Below are 17,849 nucleotides of genomic sequence, written 5' to 3' on the forward strand. Positions count from 1 at the left end.
AGTAGCAAAATGACAAGCAAGCCAACTATCGGTTTCATCGGCCTCGGCAAGATGGGTGCCGGCTTCACCTCGCGTCTCATCGAACGTGGCTATTCCGTCATCGGCTACGACATCGACGACGCTTGCTGCCAGGCCGCCAGAGCCAACGGCGTCGAGATTGCCGAGTCGCCGGCCAAGGTCGCCGAGCGCGCCGAGATCATCCAGCTATGCGTGATTTCGACGAAGGCCGTGGAGGCGGTCATCCTCGGCGAGGGTGGCATCGCCGAGGTGACCAAGGGCCAGAGCAAGATTGTGGTCGATCACTCCACGACAGAGCTCGAGACCACCAAGCGCCTGGCAGAGACCTTGCTGGAGCGTTGCGGCATGCAATTCGTCGACGCCCCGGTATCCGGTGGCCCCGGCGCCGCCGCCGAGGGCCGCCTGGCCATCATGGCCGGTGGCGACCAGGCCGCCATCGATGCCATCCAGCCCCTGATGGCCACCCTCGGGAAATTCACGCGCATGGGCGAGGTAGGGGCCGGACAAGCCACCAAGCTGATCAACCAGGCGCTGGTGCTGTCCAACTACTGCGTGATCGCCGAAGCCTGTAACCTCGGCAACCGTTTCGGCATCGATGTCAGCAAGATCCCCGACGCACTCTCTTCGGGCTATGCCGGCAGCAATCTGCTCAACGACCTCCTGCCCCGCATGGTCGAGAACGATTTCGAACCGCGTGGCTACGCCCGGCAGATTCTCAAGGACCTGCATATGCTGCAGGACGCCGCCAATGCCTTGAATGTTTCCATGCCCATGGCGGGTACCGCCAACTCCCTCTACAGCATGCTGGTTTCCCAGGGCAAGGGAGAGCTGGATGGCGCCGCCATCGTATCGCTTCTGGAAGGTGTCACGCCGGAGCGCCCGTCATGACCGCACTGCCCATCATCGATGCGCACCAGCACTTCTGGGACCTGGAGCGCAACTACCTGCCATGGCTGTGTGACGAGCCGATGATTCCGTTTCGCTATGGCGATTACAGCGCCATCCGTCGAAACTACTTGCCCGAGGATTACCGGCAAGATACGGGGGATTATCGGGTGGTCGGGTCGGTCTTCATCGAGACCGAGTGGGACCCGGCCACGCCAGTTCAGGAAACCCGTTGGGTCCATGAACTGGCCGAGCGGGAAGGGCTGCCCAGCGTGATGGTGGCCCAGGCACGCCTCGACCAACCGGATGTCGAGGACGTACTGGCGGCGCACTGTGCCTACTCACGGGTGAGAGGAATTCGCCACAAGCCCCGCGCGGCGTCATCGCCCAACGAGGTGGAAACCGGCGCGCCAGGCTCCATGGGTGACCCGACCTGGCGTCGCGGTTTCGCGCAGCTGGCCGCCCATGGCCTCTCCTTCGACCTGCAGAGCCCATGGTGGCACTTTCATGAAGCGGCCGACCTCGCCGCGAGCCATCCCGACACCCAGATCATCATCAATCACACCGGGCTTCCCGCGGATCGGAGCGAGGCCGGGTTGCAGGGGTGGCGCGACGCCATGACAACAGTGGCCCGTCAGCCCAATGTGGCGGTGAAGATCTCCGGCATCGGCGTTCCCGATTCCCCCTGGACGGTGGAACTGAACCGGCGCGTGGTGCTCGAGACGATCGACTGTTTTGGCGCGGAACGCTGCATGTTTGCCAGCAACTTCCCGGTCGATAGCCTGGTCGCCTCCTTCACCACCCTCTTCGATGGTTTCATGGCCATCACCGAGTCGTTCAGCGAAGCGGAAAGGCTCAAGCTATTCCACGACAATGCCGTTCGTTTCTACCGCATGGACCTGCCCCTGGCGGGCACATGAAGGGATCTGATCGCCTGTTCGGCGTTTGACGCCGAGCAGGCAGGGGCTACTTGGTGCAGGACGGTTGGTGCAGGACGGTCTATTCAGCCATGTCCTCGAGGGCCGATATCTCCACCTTGTCTCTGAGGTGGCGACGCAGGATGGCCCCCAGCGCCTGACCATCCCTGGCGCGCAGAGCCTCTATCATGGCCTCGTGATCGCCCACTGCCCTCGACCAGTAATCGTTGCTCAGCTCAGCGGTAAAGCGAACGCGTCGCACCCGATGATTGAGGTTCTTGTAGACGTCAATCAGGACATCGTTCTGCGATGCCACCACCATGGCCTCATGGATCTGCTGGTTGGCCAGCAGATACTCCTGCATGTTGCCGCTCTTGTAGTGAGACAGCATCTGGTAGTGCAACGCTTCGATATTGGTCAGCTCTTCTTCGGTCACCCGCGCTCCCGCCAGCTCGCCTGCCAGTGCCTCGAGATTCTGCATCACCTCGAACGTGTTCCTGAGCGTCGCCTTGGTCAGCTTGGCCACGCGCGCCCCACGATTAGGCAGCAGCTCGACGAAGCCTTCGAACGCCAGCACCTTGAGCGCTTCACGGAGTGGAGTGCGCGACACCCCAAACTGTTCGCACAGCTGCTTTTCCGGTACGCGCGTGCCAGGCGCCAGAACCCCCTGGTTGATGATGTCCCGAATACGCTCGGCCACTTCACCATGCAGGGTATTCAGTTTTATCTTGTCCATAATGAATCATCCAATAGACATTATTTCAAACGTAGACATAATACCGGGTAACTCGCTTCGACGGCTCTCAGGGCGATACGTTAACGATCATGTTAATTTAGTATTATGAATTCACTATAGCAGATCTACAACCCATATTCCCCCTCACGCGCGGGACTCGCATCCCCATACGAAAAAACCCTCGCATCAATGACACGAGGGCTTCATCACTATTTCACATCAGGCCTGCTTGTCTCGATCAGACCTGCGAGAAGTACGTCTTGAATGCCGCCACCACGGACTCGATGTCATCCTCTCCTACATCGAGATGCGTGACCAGTCGCGTGCGTGGACCCGCCGCCAGCAGAATCCCCCGCGAGGCCATGAAGGCTTCGAGCGCTTGGCAGTGGTCCCTGGGCAGCGCAATGAAAACCATATTGGTGTCACAGGCCTTGACCTCGACCTCATCGATGCCGGCCAGCCCCTCGGAAAGTCGGCGGGCGCTGTGATGATCCTCGGCCAAGCGCTCGACGTGATGCTCGAGCGCATGCCGACACCCCGCCGCCAGGATGCCCACCTGACGCATGCCACCGCCAAGGGTCTTGCGCCAGCGGCGAGCACGCTGGATGAAGCCGGCATCGCCGATAAGCACCGAACCCACCGGAGCACCGAGCCCCTTGGAGAAGCACAACGACACTGAATCAAAACCTTTGCAAAGCGCGGCGAGCGAACGCCCCGTTGCCACGGAGGCATTGAACAGTCGCGCACCGTCGAGGTGAGTGGCCAGCCCATGGCGACGCGCCAGGGCTGTGGCATCGGCCTGCCAGGCTGCGGGCATCACCTTGCCGTTGTAGGTGTTCTCCAGCGCCAACAGTCGGGTTCGCGTGTGGTGAATGTCCTCCCCCACGATGGCACCTTCGATGGCGCCCAGGTCGAGCGTGCCATCCACCTGATGGGCGATCGGCTGCGCCTGGATACTTCCCAGGGCCGCCGCGCCACCCCCTTCGTCGCGGTAGATGTGCGAAGACTGGCCAGCGATGAACGCCTCGCCACGCTGGCAATGAGCCAGCAGTGCGGTGAGGTTGCCCTGAGTACCCGAAGGCACGAACAGCCCTGCCGCCATGCCGGCCCGCTCGGCTACCTCGGCCTCGAAGGCGACCACCGTCGGGTCGTCACGCCACACATCATCGCCTACGTCGGCTCGGGCCATCGCCGCGCGCATCGCCTCGGTCGGCCGGGTCACGGTATCACTGCGTAGATCGATCATCCTGGTCATGCGGGGGAATGCCTCGTTGCGTGGAAGTGAGCGGGAACATCAGAGCCCGGTGTCAGCATCAACGAGCCACGCAGGCATGACAAGGGGGCGACGCACTGCCCCCTTGTCATGCTTGCCGGTGTACCTTGGCTCACAATGGCCGGCCTCTCATGCAAGCGCCCGCTCGAGCAGGCGCGCCACATGTACCGCTTCGCGGCCACTGCCATCGTGGATCTGGTGGCGACAGCTGGTACCGTCGGCGACCAGCACGGCATCGTCATCGGCCTCTCGAATCGCCGGCAGCAGAGACAACTCGGCCATCTTCATCGAGGCATCGTAATGCTCCGCCTCGTAGCCGAAGCTGCCGGCCATGCCGCAGCATGAGGATTCGATGGTCTCGACGTCGAGACCGGGTATCCAGGAGAGCACCTGCTCCACCGGGCGCAACGCATCGAAGGCCTTCTGATGGCAATGCCCGTGCAGCATGGCACGCGAATGTTCCACTGGCTTGAGGTCGAGCGGCAACTCGCCCGCCTCATGGGCCTTGACCAGGAACTCCTCGAACAGCAGGGCCGACTCGGAAAGCCGTCGAGCCGCATCGCCGAAACCGTACTGCAGGAACTCATCGCGCATGCTCAAAAGGCATGAAGGCTCCAGGCCAACGATCACCACACCACGCTCGACGAACGGCATCAAATGATCGAGGCTGCGCTTCGCCTCGGCCTTGGCCTTGTCGAACTGCCCAGCCGAAAGGTAGGTACGGCCGCAGCACAGCGGCCGCTCGCCAGGCTTGACGTTGAGATGCACGCGGTAGCCGGCCTTTTCGAGCACACGTTTGGCAGCGCGTGCGTTGTCACTCTCCATGTAGTTGTTGAAGGTATCGACAAACAGCAACACCTCGCGGGGGGCCAGCGCCACCTGTCCGTGCCGCTCGGCCAGGAAGTTGCCGGAGAAGCGTGGAAAGCTTCGCTGCTGGGCGAGCCCTAGCGCCTTCTTGACCTGCCTGGAAACGAACGGTACGCGCTCGGCGGCCCCCAGCAACCCGGAGAATCGGCTTGCCCAGGGGGCGTAGCGCGGCATTTCACCGACCATGCGATCGCGCCATGACAGCCCCTTGGCCCGGGCTCGTGCGGTATGCGCCTCGATCTTGAACTTGGCCATGTCGACGCCGGTGGGACAGTCGCGCTTGCAGCCCTTGCACGAGACGCACAGGTCAAGCGCCTCTTTGACATCATCACTTGCCAGCCCTTCGTCGCCGAGCTGGCCGGAGAGGACCAGACGCAGGGTATTGGCACGGCCACGGGTCAGGTGCTGTTCATCCTTGGTGATTCGATAGCTCGGGCACATGGTGCCGGCGTCGAACTTGCGGCAGTGGCCGTTGTTGTTGCACATCTCCACCGCCATGGCGAGGCCTTGGGTGGCATCCCCGCCGGTGCCGGGGGCGCTCTGCTCGCCGGTCAACGGATCGCGCTTGACGTCCCAGGGTGACCAGTCGAACACCGGGGTCAGCGGAATCGTCTGGTAGGAGGAGGGAAAGCGGAAGTAGCGCTCGTCGTCCATCTTCGGGGTATCGACGATCTTGCCCGGGTTGAACAAGTTCTCGGGGTCGAAGAGCTGCTTCACCTCCTTGAAGGCATCGTTGACGGTGCTTCCGAACTGCCAGGCCACCCACTCGCCGCGACACAGCCCGTCGCCATGCTCACCGGAGTAGGCACCCTTGTACTCGCGCACCAGCGCCGATGCCTGCTCGGCGATCTCGCGCATCTTCTCGGCACCGTCACGGCGCATGTCGAGAATCGGTCTCACGTGCAGCGTGCCGACACTGGCATGGGCATACCAGGTGCCCTCGGTGCCATAGCGGTGGAACACCTCGGTCAACTTGTCGGTGTACTCGGCCAGGTGCTCGAGCGGCACCGCACAATCCTCGATGAAGGAGACCGGCTTGCCGTCCCCCTTCATGCTCATCATGATATTGAGCCCCGCCTTGCGCACGTTCCACAAGGCCTTCTGTTCGGCGGGCTCCGGCATGTCGACCACGCACCCGGGAAGCCCCAGGTCGGCCAGCAATGCGTTCAGGCGTTCCAGGGATTCCAGCTGGGCGTCACGGTCCTGGCCCGCGAACTCGACCAGCAGAATCGCCTCGGGTTTGCCGATCAGCGCCTTCTCGATTACCGGACGAAATGCCGGGTTCTCGAGCGACAGCTCGATCATCGTGCGGTCGACCAGTTCCACCGCGGTGGGGTCGAGGGTGACGATGTGCTGGGTAACATCCATCGCCTGGTAGAAGGTCGGGAAGTTCACCACTCCCAGTACCTTGTGTTCGGGCAGCGGTGAGAGCGAAAGTTTGATGCGACGGCTGACCCCCAGGGTGCCCTCCGAGCCCACCAGCAAGTGCGCCAGGTTGACGCGGCCATCCTGGTCATAGGGCTTGGGGTTCTGGCAATTGAAGATATCCAGGTTGTAGCCGCCTACCCGCCGCAGCACCTTGGGAAAGTGCTCGCGAATCTGCGGGTCGACACGCTCGGCAATCGCCTTTACCCGTTCGGCCAGATGGCGCGCCTTGTGCTCGTCGCCGAGCTCGTCGATGAAACCGAAGCTTGCACCACTGCCGTCGGCAAGCCAGGCATCGATGCCCAGCACGTTGTGCACCATGTTGCCGTAGCGGATCGAGCGCGAGCCACAGGAATTGTTGCCAGCCATGCCGCCGATGGTGCACTGAGCACTGGTGGATACATCGACCGGGTACCACAGGCCATGCGGCTTGAGCCAGGCATTGAGGTGGTCGAGCACGATGCCGGGCTCCACCACCACCGTGCGCGCCTCGGCGTCGAACTCCACCACCTTGTTGAGCCAGCGGGTGTTGTCGATCACCAGTGCCTCGCCAACCGTCTGGCCGCACTGGCTGGTGCCGGCGCCGCGCGCCAGCACCGGCACATGGGCATCACGGGCGATGTCCAGGGCAAGCTTCAGGTCATCCTGGTGGCGGGGAATCACGACCCCGACAGGTGTCACCTGGTAGATCGAGGCATCCGTCGAATAGCGGCCCCTTGAGGCCTGGTCGAAGAGCACCTCGCCTTGCAGCTCGCGAGACAGCCGAGCCGCCAGCTCGGTCACCGGCTTGATCCGCGCATCCCGTGACCGGGTAATGTCCTTCAGGGACGTCATGCTTCCCTCCTGGCCGTCCAGATCGAGGCCAATGGTCAGTGGTTGGCGTTGAGCGGGTGGTTGGCGAAATACTCGAGTGCCGCGCAGACACCACTGCCCTTGAGCTCGACCCCAGCCAGTTGCATGCCGGCCTCGCAACCGCCCAGGGTGGCGATCAGAGTCAGATCGTTGCAGTCGCCCAGGTGGCCAATGCGAAACATCTTGCCCTTGGCCTTGCCAAGTCCCATGCCCAGCGACAGGTCGAAGCGCTCGTAGATGATCTTGCGGATCGCATCGGCATCGACGCCTTCCGGCACCACCACCCCGGTCAACACCGGCGAGTAGACGGCCGGATCCTGGCACTGCACTTCCAGGCCCCAGGCCTCGACGGCCTTGCGCACGCCCGCGGCCCAGCGCTGGTGGCGCGCCAGCACATTGTCCAGACCCTCTTCCAGCAACATGTCCAGGGCCTCGTTGAGCCCGTAGAGCAGGTTGGTGTTGGGGGTGTAGGGCCAGTACCCGTTCTTGTTGGCCTCGAGGATCTCGTCCCACGCCCAGAAGCTCTTCGGCATGGTGTTGTGGCGGCTCGCTTCTATGGCCTTGCCGGACACGGCGTTGAAGCTGATGCCCGGCGGCAGCATCAGGCCCTTCTGGGAGCCGGAAATGGTCACGTCCACGCCCCACTCGTCATGGCGGTAATCGGCGCTGGCCAGGCCCGAGATGGTATCGACCAGCAGCAGCGCCGGATGTCCGGCGGCATCGATGGCGCGGCGCACGGCGGCGATGTCGCTGGTCACGCCGGTGGAGGTTTCGTTGTGGACCACGCACACGGCCTTGATCCGGTGGTCGCGATCCTCTTTCAGACGCGCCTCGATCATCTCGGCCTGGACACCGTGGCGCCAGCCTTCGTAGCCAGGCAGGCCAAGGAACTCGGGCTCGAGCTGCAGGCGGCGCGCCATCTTGTGCCACAGGCTGGCGAAGTGTCCGGTCTCGAACATCAGCACCTGGTCACCCGGCGAGAGTGTGTTGGAGAGCGCCGCTTCCCAGGCACCGGTGCCGGACGCCGGATAGATGATCACCGGGTTCTCGGTCTTGAAAATCCGCTGGATCTTGCCAAGGATCTCGAGTCCCAGCGCCCCGAACTCCGGTCCACGGTGGTCGATGGTCGGCAGGCTCATGGCACGCAGGATGCGATCCGGCACCGGGGACGGCCCCGGGATCTGCAGAAAATGGCGGCCGGACGGGTGGAAATCGAGCTTCAGCATGGGTATCTCCGAATCAAATAGTATTTTTGATTATGTATTCAATTTTATTGTCAAAAAAATAATGCCGCGGACAAGGGCCTACTTGATGCAGCCCTCGCCACGCAAGGTGTCGAGGTCTTCGGTGGACACGCCGAGCTCTGTCAACACCTCGTCGGTGTGCTGGCCGAAGAGCGGCGCGGGGCTTCTGATCTGCGATGGCGTGCGCGAAAACTTGCTCGGAAAGCCGATGGTCTTCATCTTGCCGATCACCGGATGCTCCATCTCCTCCACCATGCCTCGGGCCAGGTAGTGCTCATCCTGCATGGCCTGGGCAAAGTCATTGATCGGCCCGGCGGGCACCCCGGCCTTGTCGCAGCGGGTCAGCCAGAACTCGGTATCGCGCTCGACCATGATCGTCTCGAGCAACGCCTCGAGCTCCTCGACATGCTGACCACGGTCGAAGTTGGTGGAAAAGCGCGGGTCATCCATCAGGTCAGGGCGTTCCAGCACGTCCTGGCAGAAGCGCTCCCAGGTCCGCTGGTTGGCACAGCCCAGCATCAGGTAACCGTCACCGGCCTTGACCGCTTGATAGGGCGCCGAGACGCGATGCCGCCAACCGGTGGGCTCGGGCACCTTGCCCTCGGCGAAATAAGCCGCCGCTTCCCAGGTGAACCAGGGCAGGCCGCACTCGGTGATGGCGATATCGATATGCTGGCCCTCGCCAGTACTCGTCTTGTGGATATAGGCGGCAAGAATCGAGTAGACCGCGGTCAGACCCGCGCCGATGTCATAAACGGCGATACCGGTCTTCAGCGGGCGACCGCCCTTCTCGCCGGTCATCGACATCAACCCGGTCATGCCCTGGGCGACCAGGTCGAAGCCGCCGCGGTGGCTGTAGGGGCCGGTCTGTCCATACCCGGAGATCGAGCAGTAGACGATGCCCGGGTTGATGGCCTTGATGGTGTCGTAGTCGATCTGCAGCGATTTCGTGACACCGGTGCGATAGTTTTCGACGATCACATCGGCATCGGCGGCCAGCCGGTAGAATATCTCCCGGGCCCGATCGTCCTTCAGGTTCAGCGAAATGCTCTTCTTGTTGCGATTGATCTGCGAGAAGCAGGTCGACTCGTCGTTGACGTAAGGGCCCATCTGGCGGCTGTCGTCACCGCCGTTGATCTTCTCTACCTTGATCACGTTGGCGCCCATGTCGGCCAGTACCATGGTGCAGTAGGGTCCCGCCATGATCTGGGAGATATCCAGCACTTTTACGTTCTGTAAGGGCAGCATTCGCTCCACTCCAGTTGTTCTCTTTCAGCGCGTTGCGCTCGCTGCACGGGCAGTCGACAGGTCATACGCCTTGATGGCGACAGCCAGGCTCAGCGGCCGGTCCATTCGAAGGGCGTCTTGTTGAGGAACTTGTCCACGGCCGCCTTGAAGTCGCGACTCATGTAGCAGGTGGTGATCCAGTCGTCGCTGGCCTCACGGTGGAGACGTCGCTGTTCGAGCGCGCGGCCCACCAGCGCCTTGGAGGCCTGCAGGGTCAGCGGTGCGCGCCGACCGAGTTCAGAAGCGACAGCGGCCACTTCATCGGTGATCGCATCGGCCTCGAACACCCCATTGAGCAACCCCGCTTCACTGGCCTGCTCGGCACTGAACAGGGTGCCGAGCATCAGCGCCTGCTTGGTGCGGGCCACCCCGATCATGTCGATCATCCGCGTGACATTGGTGATCGACAGGGTGTTGCCCAAGGTGCGCGAGATCGGCACGCCAAACTTCATCCCGGGCGTGGCAAAGCGCAAATCACAGACCAGTGCCAGGGCCGCCCCACCGCCGACACAAGCGCCCTCGATAAGCGCGATGGTCGGCTTGTTCAGCGCCTCGAGCTTGCCGACCACCCGATCGATGCGCTGCTCGTAGCCGAGCGCATCCTCGGGCTTGTCGAAGTCGGCGAACTGAGCGATGTCAGTACCCGCGACGAACGCCTCGCCCCCTACGCCATGCAGCACCACGGCGTGGACGTTTGCATCGGTCGCCAGGCGGTCGCAGTGCGCTTCCAGGGCGTCGTACATCTCCCAGGTCATGGCATTGCGGCTCTCCGGACGGTTGAAGCCGATCCAGGCCACACCGTCACGCTCCTCGTAGCGCAGGCTGTCGGTCGTGTTACGTGAGGTTGCGGTCATTGATCCTCTCCGCTGTGCATCCCATGCCACCCCGCTGACTGGCCAATGGTCGCCAGCCAGCGGGGCACGCCTTGTCAGGTGCCGTACACCAGGTTGACCAGCGCCAGGGCAAAGGCCGGGATATAGGTGTTGATCATCAGGATCGCGAACAGCACACCGATGAACCACAGGTTGGTACGGGTCGTGGCCCAGATGTCGGACTTGGCGATCGAGCAGGAGGCGATCAGCACGCTCGCCACTGGCGGGGTCTGCTGGCCGATGGCCAGGTTCAAGGTCACGATCAGGCCGAAGTGCAGCGGATCGATACCCACCTCGATGACCAGCGGTAACACGATCGGCACCACCAGGATGATCGCCGCGGCGGAGTGCAGGAAGATGCCGAGGATCAGGAAGATGATGTTGAGCAGCGCCAGGATCAGGTACTTGTTACTGGTCAGCTCGCTGATCTGCATGGCGATTTCCTGCGGGATACGGGTCTCGGTCAGGTAACCGCCGACCACCGCGGAGGCCGCCACCAGCAGCATCACCACCGCCGTCGACACACCGGCACTCAGGCAGGAATTCAGGAAGGTCTTGATGGTGAATTCGCGATAGACCACCGCACTGATGAAGATCGCCACCACCACGGCCAGGGCCGCGCCCTCGGTCGCCGTGACGAAGCCACCGAAGATACCGCCGAGGATGATCACCGGAATCAGCAGTGCCCAGATCGCGTCCTTGAAGGCCTTCCACAGCTTGGAGGCCTGGAACTTGCCCTCCGAGGGGAAGTCATGCTTGGACGCCAGGTAGTAGCACATGGCAGCCAGGCCCAAGGCGCCGAGCAGCCCCGGGAAGATACCGGCGACGAACATCTTGACCACCGATTCACCGGACATCACCGCGTACAGGATCATCGGGATGGAAGGCGGCAGGATGATCGCCAGGCTCGACGCCGACGAAGTGATCGAGGCGGCGAACTCCTTGGAGTACCCCTTCTTGCGCATGGCCGGAATCAGGATGCTGCCGATGGCCGATACGCCCGCCACCGCGGAACCGGATATCTCGGCGAAGAAGATCGAGGCACCGATGGTCACCATCGACAGGCCACCCTTGATGAACCCGACCATTGCCGATGCCAGGTCGATCAGACGCCGCGAGATGCTCGAAGCGTTCATGATGGCACCGGCCAGGATGAACAGCGGGATGGCGATCAACGGGAACTTGGTCGCCCCTTCGAACATTGTCATGCCGACATTGGGCAGGGCCATCATGCCGTAGGACATGAAGGTGGCAACGGCACCGACAATGGCAAGCGCCACGGCGACCGGCACGTTGATCAAGATCAGCCCGATCAGGCCGACGAACATGTAGAGAATGGTCATGACGACTCCCTATCCTCGTGTCTGGGGGCTGGCTGTCTGGTTGCCGGCCGTCTGGGAGCTGGCGGCCTGGACGTCATCGACGTCGATACCGGCCTCCTCGAGCTCATGGTCGATGAACCCCTTGCCACGGGCGCTCTCGATCACGTCAGGGATGCGCAGCAGTTCGCCGATGATGAACAACGCCGAACCAATCGGAATCGCGGACTGGGTAAGCTGCAGGGATATCGCCGGCAAGCTGACCATATTGACGCCTTCGAGGATCTGGATGACCTGGTAGCCGGCATAGCCCAGAAAGATGAAGAAAATGATGGTGATAGCCTCTGCGACCAGCGCCACCGGCACCCGTACGGAGGGCGGACACATGTTGAGCACACTTGGGCAAGTGATGTGTGCACCCTTGGCGGCGCCCAGGGCGGCACCGTAGTAGGTCAACCAGGCAAGCCCCGTGGCGGCCAGCTCGTCGTACCAGCTGAGTGGCGAACCGAGCAGGCGGGAGGTGAAGCCGATGACCACCACCGACGCCAGACCAATCATGATGATGATGACCAGCACTTCAAGAAATCTGCAGTAGGCATTCTTGAACTGGGTGTAGGAACTCATTGCAGTCTCCAGGAAATGGAAGGGGCGCGGCTTCGCCCTTGGCGACGGCCGCACCCGCATCATGTTGCGGCGATACCGTTACTCACGCAGTGAGCTGACGGTTTCGATCATCTCCTGACCACCATCGACTTCGCTGCCGAACTGGTCGTAGATGCCCTGGGACGCATCGATGAAGGCCTGGGTGTCGACCTCGTTGACCTGCATGCCCTCGGCTTTCATCTTCTCGAGAGTTTCTTCGTCCAGGCGAGCGCCCTCTTCAAGCGCGAAGTCCTCGAGTTCAGTGGCAACGTCCTGCAGCACGTCACGCACTTCCTCAGGCAGGCGATTCCAGCTGGCACCGGCGGTCACATAGGCCGGGGTGTAGACATGGCCGGAAATGGACAGGTAATCCTGAACTTCGTGGAACCGCGAGGAGTAGGTCTGGATCAGCGGGTTTTCCTGGCCATCCATCGCCCCGGTCTGAAGCGCTACGAACACTTCGGAAAGCGACATCGGCGAGGGGCTTGCCCCATAGCTATTGAACATCTCGACACGCCACACGCCACTCGGAGTACGCAGCTTGATGCCATCGAGATCGTCGGGAGTGTTGATCGGACGCTCATTGTTGGTGATGTGACGCGTGCCGTTCTCCCATACACCGATGATCTTGAAGCCACGCTCTTCGGCGGCGTCGTACAGATCCGTCTTCACGACCTCTTCACGCACCTTCTTCATGTGCTCGCGGTCGGCGATCAGGTAAGGCATTTCGAACAGCGCGAAGCGATCATCCTCGGAACTCATGATGGTCGACGGCAGGGAAAGGTCCAGGGTACCCAGACGCAGACGGCGCAACATGGAGGAATCGCCACCCAGCTGGCTCGAGCCGTAGACGTTGACTTCGGCGACACCTTCCAGGCGCTCGTTGGCGAGTTCGGCGAAGCGATTGGCGGTGATTTCGAACAATGAGCCCGGGCCGCCCACATGGCCGAATTTCACTTCGATCTCGTCGGCACTGGCGCTGCCGGCACTGACACCGATGGCAAGCGCGGTGGTGGCGAGAGCTGTTTTCAGGAATTTCATTGACGCACTCCGTTATCGACTTGTTGTTATCCGACTTTCACCATCGAGGGCCCTCCCCCGCATGGCGTTCTTCTCATGGAAGACAGTCACCTTGGTGACCATCATCCTGGCCAGGCCCAGCCTGCTTTGCTGTCGCCATGGGGCGCCCTGCCCATCCTGACCCGCACGCCCAATTTGTATTCAAAATACATAACTAGGTATTAAACTTTAGTCGACGCAGCATATGAGCACGGCAATATCCTTTAAATTTCAAAATGATAACTAACACCAAACATAATTAGGATGAGTGCCGGGGACACACAGAATGATGAGAAACGTGATGAGAAAAGGGCCAAAGGGGGAGCGACAGACGATGATCAAGAACGAGTGATGAAAACAGGTGAACAGAGCGGTTGATCGGAATCTGCGAAGTCGCGATGGGAGACAATGGGCCACCGCCCAGCCATGCGGCGCGGATCATTGCCGAAGGAGGGAGGCAACGGACGACAAGGTTCAGTCGCCCGTTGAATCATTGCGATCAGGTCGGTTCGAGCCCCCAGCCAAGCCCCGCTGACTCGATGCCAGCGATGGCGGACCCCTCATCCTCGGTGGAGGAAGCCCCACTGACCCCCACGGCGCCGATCACGCACTGCTCATCATCGAGGATCAACACCCCGCCGGGCACCGGAATGAAATGACCACCCGACGCGGCGGCGACACTGGCGAGAAAGGCCGGGCGCTCAGCATTGCGCGCGCCGACCACGCCGCTTGCCGCGCCGTTGCCAAGCGAGGCGAACGCCTTGCCCTGAGCCACCGGAAAGCGCAATGGTGCGCAGCCATCTTCACGCTCGCCTGCCACAATGTGGCCTCCACCGTCGAGCACCACCACCGTGAGCGGCTCCATGTCCGCCTCGCGGGCCTTGGCGAAGGCGCCGTCGAGTATTTTTCTTGCCTGAGCGCGGGTGAGCTGAACGTGACTACGGAAGACCTTGCCGGCCATAGGCGATACTCCTGTGATTGTCGTTGAGATGATCGAAGCAGCCGCGTCGAGCGCATGCCAGAGGGAATGATCACCGGCAAGACGCAACCTTGGTGTATTTTGAATGCATAATGCCCTTTGTGCTAGGGTCACAAGATTGCCACTCTTCCAACAAGTTGCCTGGTTCAATGGACGTTGCGCCATTCAATTGATAGTCAACCGCCTGCACCGTTGGGCGGCTGATGACGGATGCGGTATAAGACCTGCAAGGACGCTGGGCATTGCAGCCGCCAACAAGGAACTCACCCATGAGCAAGATTCAGCATCGCAACCTGTACCTGGAAGTCGCCGATCGCGTGCGCGAATTGATCGAGCACGGTGAGCTCGAACCGGGTGAGCGTATTTCCGAGAAGAATCTCTGCGAGCGCTTTGGCGTGTCACGCACCCCGCTGCGCGAGGCGCTCAAGGTGCTGACCACGGAAGGTCTGGTGGACCTGCTGCCCAACCGCGGGGCCAGGGTCATACAGTTGTCCATCAAGCAGGTCAAGGACACCTACGACCTGATGAGCGCCCTGGAGGGCTTGTCCGGGGAACTGGCCTGCCAGCAGATCAGCGATGCGGGAATCGAGGCGATCTGCGCTCTGCACGAGCGCATGCTCGAGCACTACCGCAAGCGTGAGCTTGCCGAGTACTTCGCGGTCAACCAGCAGATACACGAGAGCATCCTGACCGCCGCCAACAACGAGCCGCTGATGGAGATGTACAACAACCTCAACCAGCGAGTGAAGCGGGTGCGTTACTCGAAGAAGATGACCGACGAGTTCTGGAGCAAGGCGGTGGAGGACCACGAGGAAATGGTGGCGGCGCTCAAGCTTCGCGACGGCAAGCGACTGGGCCAGATTCTGCGCGACCACCTATGCAACAAGCTCGAAGTGGTGTCACTTGCAGGAGTGATCGAAGACGAGGCGCTATTGAAACAAGCCAATGCCTGAGTCGAGCCAGCATGACACTCACTGCCACTCTTCCAGGCGCATGGCGGATCGCTCCAGCCGCTGATCCTCGGCCTCGATCTCTCGCAGGCTCTCGCCGATGCTGGTCAGGTGCAAAAGCGCCACGCGCCGCGCAAGCACCGGCTTGCCCTGCACCACAGCTTGATAAAGCCGTGCATGCTGGCGATTGATCATGTCGCGGGGACCTGGGCGGTGGTAAAGATTCTTCACCGAGGCGAATACCGAGCTGAGCAACAGGTCGGTCAGGCTCTGCAGGGTATGGACCAGCACCGGATTGTGCGACGCCTGGGAAATAGCCAGGTGGAAGGCATGATCTAGCCTTGCCAGGCGCTCCACGTCGATCGACTTGGCGCTCTCCACGTAATCGGCCATCTCGTGATAGTGCCGGGTGATCATCACGCGATCCGCCGGCGTCCCCCGGCTTGCCGCAAGGCTCGCCGACTCGCCCTCAAGCAACGCGCGCACGTCCAGCAGGTCATAGAGGGTACGCGGGTGATCATGGAACAGGTGCATCAAGGGGCTGTGGTCACGCCCCGGCAACAGGTCGGCCACCATCGACCCCTTCCCCTGGCGTGTGTCAATGATCCCCTTGCTGCGCAGAATCCGCAGCCCTTCACGTAACGAGGAGCGCGAGACGTCAAGCTTGTCGCACAGCCGACGCTCGGAGGGAAGCAGTTGGCCAGGGCGAAAGATCCCGTCGAGGATCAGTTGTTCCAACCGAGCCGCGACGCTGTCGGGCGTACATTGTCCGGCGAGCCTTTGATCGCTTCCGAAAACCATGATGTCTCTCGCTTGCGCTATCTGTTGGCAATGTAGGTGATTCGAGATTAGGCTGAAACACTACCAGTTGAAAATATTTTCCATAATGATCCATGCCGGTAGACGAATTACTGGTCCGACCAGTACACCACAGACTGGACAGACGGGCAGCAAGACCACAGATTGTCGCTTCACCATCATGTATCGGACGTTTCACACCTCGCGGGGGGAATCGACATGAACATCCTCTATGACGCCAGGCTCGACGGCGAGCTGCCCGTCAACGACAAGGCCAATGTACTGGCCGACCTCGAGGGCGCCGTACCCGGCCTGACTCTGTTGCACCGTGAAGAGGACCTGCGCCCCTTCGAGTGCGATGGGCTCTCGGCCTATCGCGTACTGCCGATGCTGGTCGCGCTGCCGGAATCCCTCGACCAGGTCGAGGCGCTGCTGAAGCGCTGCCGCGCCCTCGGTGTGCCGGTGGTCACCCGTGGCGCCGGCACCGGGCTGTCTGGTGGCGCGCTGCCACTGGAGCAGGGCGTGCTGCTGGTGATGTCGCGCTTCAACCGCATCCTCGAGGTCGACCCGGATGCACGCATCGCCCGCGTCCAGCCAGGGGTGCGCAACCTGGCGATCTCCGAGGCCGCCGCCCCGCATGGCCTCTACTACGCGCCGGACCCGTCGTCGCAGATCGCCTGCTCGATCGGCGGCAACGTCGCCGAGAACGCCGGTGGCGTGCACTGCCTGAAGTATGGCCTCACCGTGCACAACGTGATGCGGGTCGAGGTAATGACCATCGAGGGCGAGCGCATGACGCTGGGCTCCGAGGCGCTGGACGCCCCGGGCTTCGACCTGCTGGCGCTGTTCACCGGCTCCGAGGGCATGCTCGGTGTGGTCACCGAGATCACCGTCAAGCTGCTGCCCAAGCCGGAAACCGCCAAGGTATTGATGGCAAGCTTCGATGATGTCGAGAAGGCCGGCCGCGCGGTCGGCGAGATCATCGCCGCCGGCATCATCCCCGGTGGCCTCGAGATGATGGACAAGCTGGCCATCCAGGCCGCCGAGGACTTCGTCAAGGCCGGCTATCCCGTCGAGGCAGAGGCGATTCTGCTGTGCGAGCTCGATGGCGTCGAAGCGGATGTCGATGACGACTGCGACACGGTGCGCCGGGTGCTCGAGGCTGCCGGTGCCACGGGTATCCAGCAGGCCCGCGACGAGGCCGAACGTGCGAAGTTCTGGGCCGGTCGCAAGAATGCCTTCCCGGCGGTGGGCCGCATGTCGCCCGACTACTACTGCATGGACGGCACCATCCCGCGCCGCGAGCTTCCCCGCGTGCTCAAGGGCATCGCCGATCTTTCCGAGGCTTACGGGCTGCGCGTGGCCAACGTCTTCCATGCCGGTGACGGCAACATGCACCCGCTGATCCTGTTCGATGCCAACCACGAGGGAGAGCTCGATCAGGCCGAGGAACTCGGCGGCAAGATTCTCGAGCTGTGCGTCGAGGTCGGCGGCACCATCACCGGCGAGCACGGCGTCGGCCGCGAAAAGATCAACCAGATGTGCGCCCAGTTCCGCCCCGACGAGATCACCACCTTCCATGCGGTGAAGGCGGCCTTCGACCCAAGTGGCCTGCTCAACCCGGGCAAGAACATCCCGACGCTTGCGCGGTGCGCCGAATTCGGTGCCATGCATGTGCACAAGGGCCAGCTCCCCCACCCCGACCTGCCGCGCTTCTGAGGAGACA

At 62.2% G+C, this 17,849-nt stretch carries 15 protein-coding genes; 4 read left to right on the top strand and 11 right to left on the bottom strand.

Translation table 11 applies throughout. From position 1 onward, the window contains the following. Positions 1-9: 9 nt before the first annotated feature. Together C6V82_RS11000 and C6V82_RS11005 are read left to right on the top strand one after the other, a co-directional pair. Positions 10-906: an NAD(P)-dependent oxidoreductase gene (locus C6V82_RS11000; protein ID WP_102587054.1), complete on the top strand. Its 897-nt coding sequence runs from the start codon at positions 10-12 to the stop codon at positions 904-906. Further along, positions 903-1,823: an amidohydrolase family protein gene (locus C6V82_RS11005; protein WP_102587055.1), complete on the top strand. Its 921-nt coding sequence runs from the start codon at positions 903-905 to the stop codon at positions 1,821-1,823. The genes C6V82_RS11000 and C6V82_RS11005 overlap by 4 nt, the downstream gene beginning before the upstream one ends. Before the next feature lie 79 nt (positions 1,824-1,902). Here C6V82_RS11005 and C6V82_RS11010 read toward each other — a convergent pair whose 3' ends face one another. From C6V82_RS11010 to C6V82_RS11055, 10 genes are all read right to left on the bottom strand, one after another. Beyond that, positions 1,903-2,556, bottom strand: a complete 654-nt coding sequence (locus tag C6V82_RS11010) for a GntR family transcriptional regulator (RefSeq protein WP_102587056.1) — start codon at positions 2,554-2,556, stop codon at positions 1,903-1,905. Positions 2,557-2,794: 238 nt separating this feature from the next. After that, positions 2,795-3,811, bottom strand: coding sequence for a low-specificity L-threonine aldolase (gene ltaE / locus C6V82_RS11015; RefSeq protein WP_308430828.1), 1,017 nt, complete (start codon positions 3,809-3,811; stop codon positions 2,795-2,797). Positions 3,812-3,958: 147 nt separating this feature from the next. Continuing rightward, positions 3,959-6,955 (bottom strand): FAD-binding and (Fe-S)-binding domain-containing protein, encoded by a 2,997-nt coding sequence (locus C6V82_RS11020; RefSeq protein WP_102587057.1) that lies wholly within the window; start codon positions 6,953-6,955, stop codon positions 3,959-3,961. A 35-nt stretch (positions 6,956-6,990) separates the two neighbouring features. Beyond that, on the bottom strand, positions 6,991-8,199 hold the full coding sequence (locus C6V82_RS11025) for a pyridoxal-phosphate-dependent aminotransferase family protein (RefSeq protein ID WP_102587058.1): 1,209 nt from the start codon (positions 8,197-8,199) through the stop codon (positions 6,991-6,993). A 78-nt stretch (positions 8,200-8,277) separates the two neighbouring features. Beyond that, the gene (locus tag C6V82_RS11030) at positions 8,278-9,465 is read right to left on the bottom strand and encodes a CaiB/BaiF CoA transferase family protein (RefSeq protein ID WP_102587059.1); all 1,188 of its coding nucleotides are present in this window, start codon (positions 9,463-9,465) and stop codon (positions 8,278-8,280) included. Between the two features lie 89 nt (positions 9,466-9,554). Next, entirely contained in the window at positions 9,555-10,358 is an 804-nt protein-coding gene (locus C6V82_RS11035; protein WP_102587060.1) for an enoyl-CoA hydratase, read from the bottom strand. A 74-nt stretch (positions 10,359-10,432) separates the two neighbouring features. Further along, positions 10,433-11,719: a TRAP transporter large permease gene (locus C6V82_RS11040; RefSeq protein WP_180978229.1), complete on the bottom strand. Its 1,287-nt coding sequence runs from the start codon at positions 11,717-11,719 to the stop codon at positions 10,433-10,435. A gap of 9 nt (positions 11,720-11,728) precedes the next feature. Beyond that, the gene (locus tag C6V82_RS11045; protein ID WP_102587061.1) at positions 11,729-12,319 is read right to left on the bottom strand and encodes a TRAP transporter small permease; all 591 of its coding nucleotides are present in this window, start codon (positions 12,317-12,319) and stop codon (positions 11,729-11,731) included. 78 nt (positions 12,320-12,397) lie between these two features. Beyond that, a complete protein-coding gene (locus C6V82_RS11050) occupies positions 12,398-13,378 on the bottom strand; it encodes a TRAP transporter substrate-binding protein (RefSeq protein WP_102587062.1) in 981 nt (326 codons plus the stop codon). 517 nt (positions 13,379-13,895) lie between these two features. Further along, complete coding sequence (locus tag C6V82_RS11055) at positions 13,896-14,357, bottom strand: GlcG/HbpS family heme-binding protein (protein ID WP_102587063.1); 462 nt, start codon at positions 14,355-14,357, stop codon at positions 13,896-13,898. A gap of 287 nt (positions 14,358-14,644) precedes the next feature. Between C6V82_RS11055 and C6V82_RS11060 the strand changes: the two genes are divergently transcribed. Beyond that, positions 14,645-15,328 carry a GntR family transcriptional regulator gene (locus C6V82_RS11060; RefSeq protein WP_102587064.1) on the top strand — a complete coding sequence of 228 codons (684 nt, stop codon included), beginning with the start codon at positions 14,645-14,647 and terminating at the stop codon, positions 15,326-15,328. An 18-nt stretch (positions 15,329-15,346) separates the two neighbouring features. Here the strand turns inward: C6V82_RS11060 and glcC are convergent, their stop codons facing one another. After that, positions 15,347-16,126 (bottom strand): transcriptional regulator GlcC, encoded by a 780-nt coding sequence (gene glcC / locus C6V82_RS11065; protein ID WP_102587065.1) that lies wholly within the window; start codon positions 16,124-16,126, stop codon positions 15,347-15,349. 216 nt (positions 16,127-16,342) lie between these two features. Between glcC and glcD the strand changes: the two genes are divergently transcribed. Continuing rightward, positions 16,343-17,842, top strand: coding sequence for a glycolate oxidase subunit GlcD (gene glcD / locus C6V82_RS11070; RefSeq protein WP_102587066.1), 1,500 nt, complete (start codon positions 16,343-16,345; stop codon positions 17,840-17,842). The last annotated feature ends 7 nt before the right edge of the window (positions 17,843-17,849 follow it).

Source organism: Halomonas urumqiensis (assembly GCF_003028575.1).
Classification (GTDB): domain Bacteria; phylum Pseudomonadota; class Gammaproteobacteria; order Pseudomonadales; family Halomonadaceae; genus Halomonas; species Halomonas urumqiensis.

Coding starts and splice junctions, on each gene's coding strand:
- glcD (WP_102587066.1), top strand. CDS start 16,343: ATGAACATCCTCTATGACGCCAGGCTCGACGGCGAGCTGCCCGTCAAC.
- C6V82_RS11045 (WP_102587061.1), bottom strand. CDS start 12,319: ATGAGTTCCTACACCCAGTTCAAGAATGCCTACTGCAGATTTCTTGAA.
- C6V82_RS11055 (WP_102587063.1), bottom strand. CDS start 14,357: ATGGCCGGCAAGGTCTTCCGTAGTCACGTTCAGCTCACCCGCGCTCAG.
- C6V82_RS11010 (WP_102587056.1), bottom strand. CDS start 2,556: ATGGACAAGATAAAACTGAATACCCTGCATGGTGAAGTGGCCGAGCGT.
- C6V82_RS11030 (WP_102587059.1), bottom strand. CDS start 9,465: ATGCTGCCCTTACAGAACGTAAAAGTGCTGGATATCTCCCAGATCATG.
- C6V82_RS11005 (WP_102587055.1), top strand. CDS start 903: ATGACCGCACTGCCCATCATCGATGCGCACCAGCACTTCTGGGACCTG.
- glcC (WP_102587065.1), bottom strand. CDS start 16,126: ATGGTTTTCGGAAGCGATCAAAGGCTCGCCGGACAATGTACGCCCGAC.
- C6V82_RS11000 (WP_102587054.1), top strand. CDS start 10: ATGACAAGCAAGCCAACTATCGGTTTCATCGGCCTCGGCAAGATGGGT.
- C6V82_RS11035 (WP_102587060.1), bottom strand. CDS start 10,358: ATGACCGCAACCTCACGTAACACGACCGACAGCCTGCGCTACGAGGAG.
- C6V82_RS11060 (WP_102587064.1), top strand. CDS start 14,645: ATGAGCAAGATTCAGCATCGCAACCTGTACCTGGAAGTCGCCGATCGC.
- C6V82_RS11050 (WP_102587062.1), bottom strand. CDS start 13,378: ATGAAATTCCTGAAAACAGCTCTCGCCACCACCGCGCTTGCCATCGGT.
- C6V82_RS11040 (WP_180978229.1), bottom strand. CDS start 11,719: ATGACCATTCTCTACATGTTCGTCGGCCTGATCGGGCTGATCTTGATC.
- C6V82_RS11025 (WP_102587058.1), bottom strand. CDS start 8,199: ATGCTGAAGCTCGATTTCCACCCGTCCGGCCGCCATTTTCTGCAGATC.
- ltaE (WP_308430828.1), bottom strand. CDS start 3,811: ATGACCAGGATGATCGATCTACGCAGTGATACCGTGACCCGGCCGACC.
- C6V82_RS11020 (WP_102587057.1), bottom strand. CDS start 6,955: ATGACGTCCCTGAAGGACATTACCCGGTCACGGGATGCGCGGATCAAG.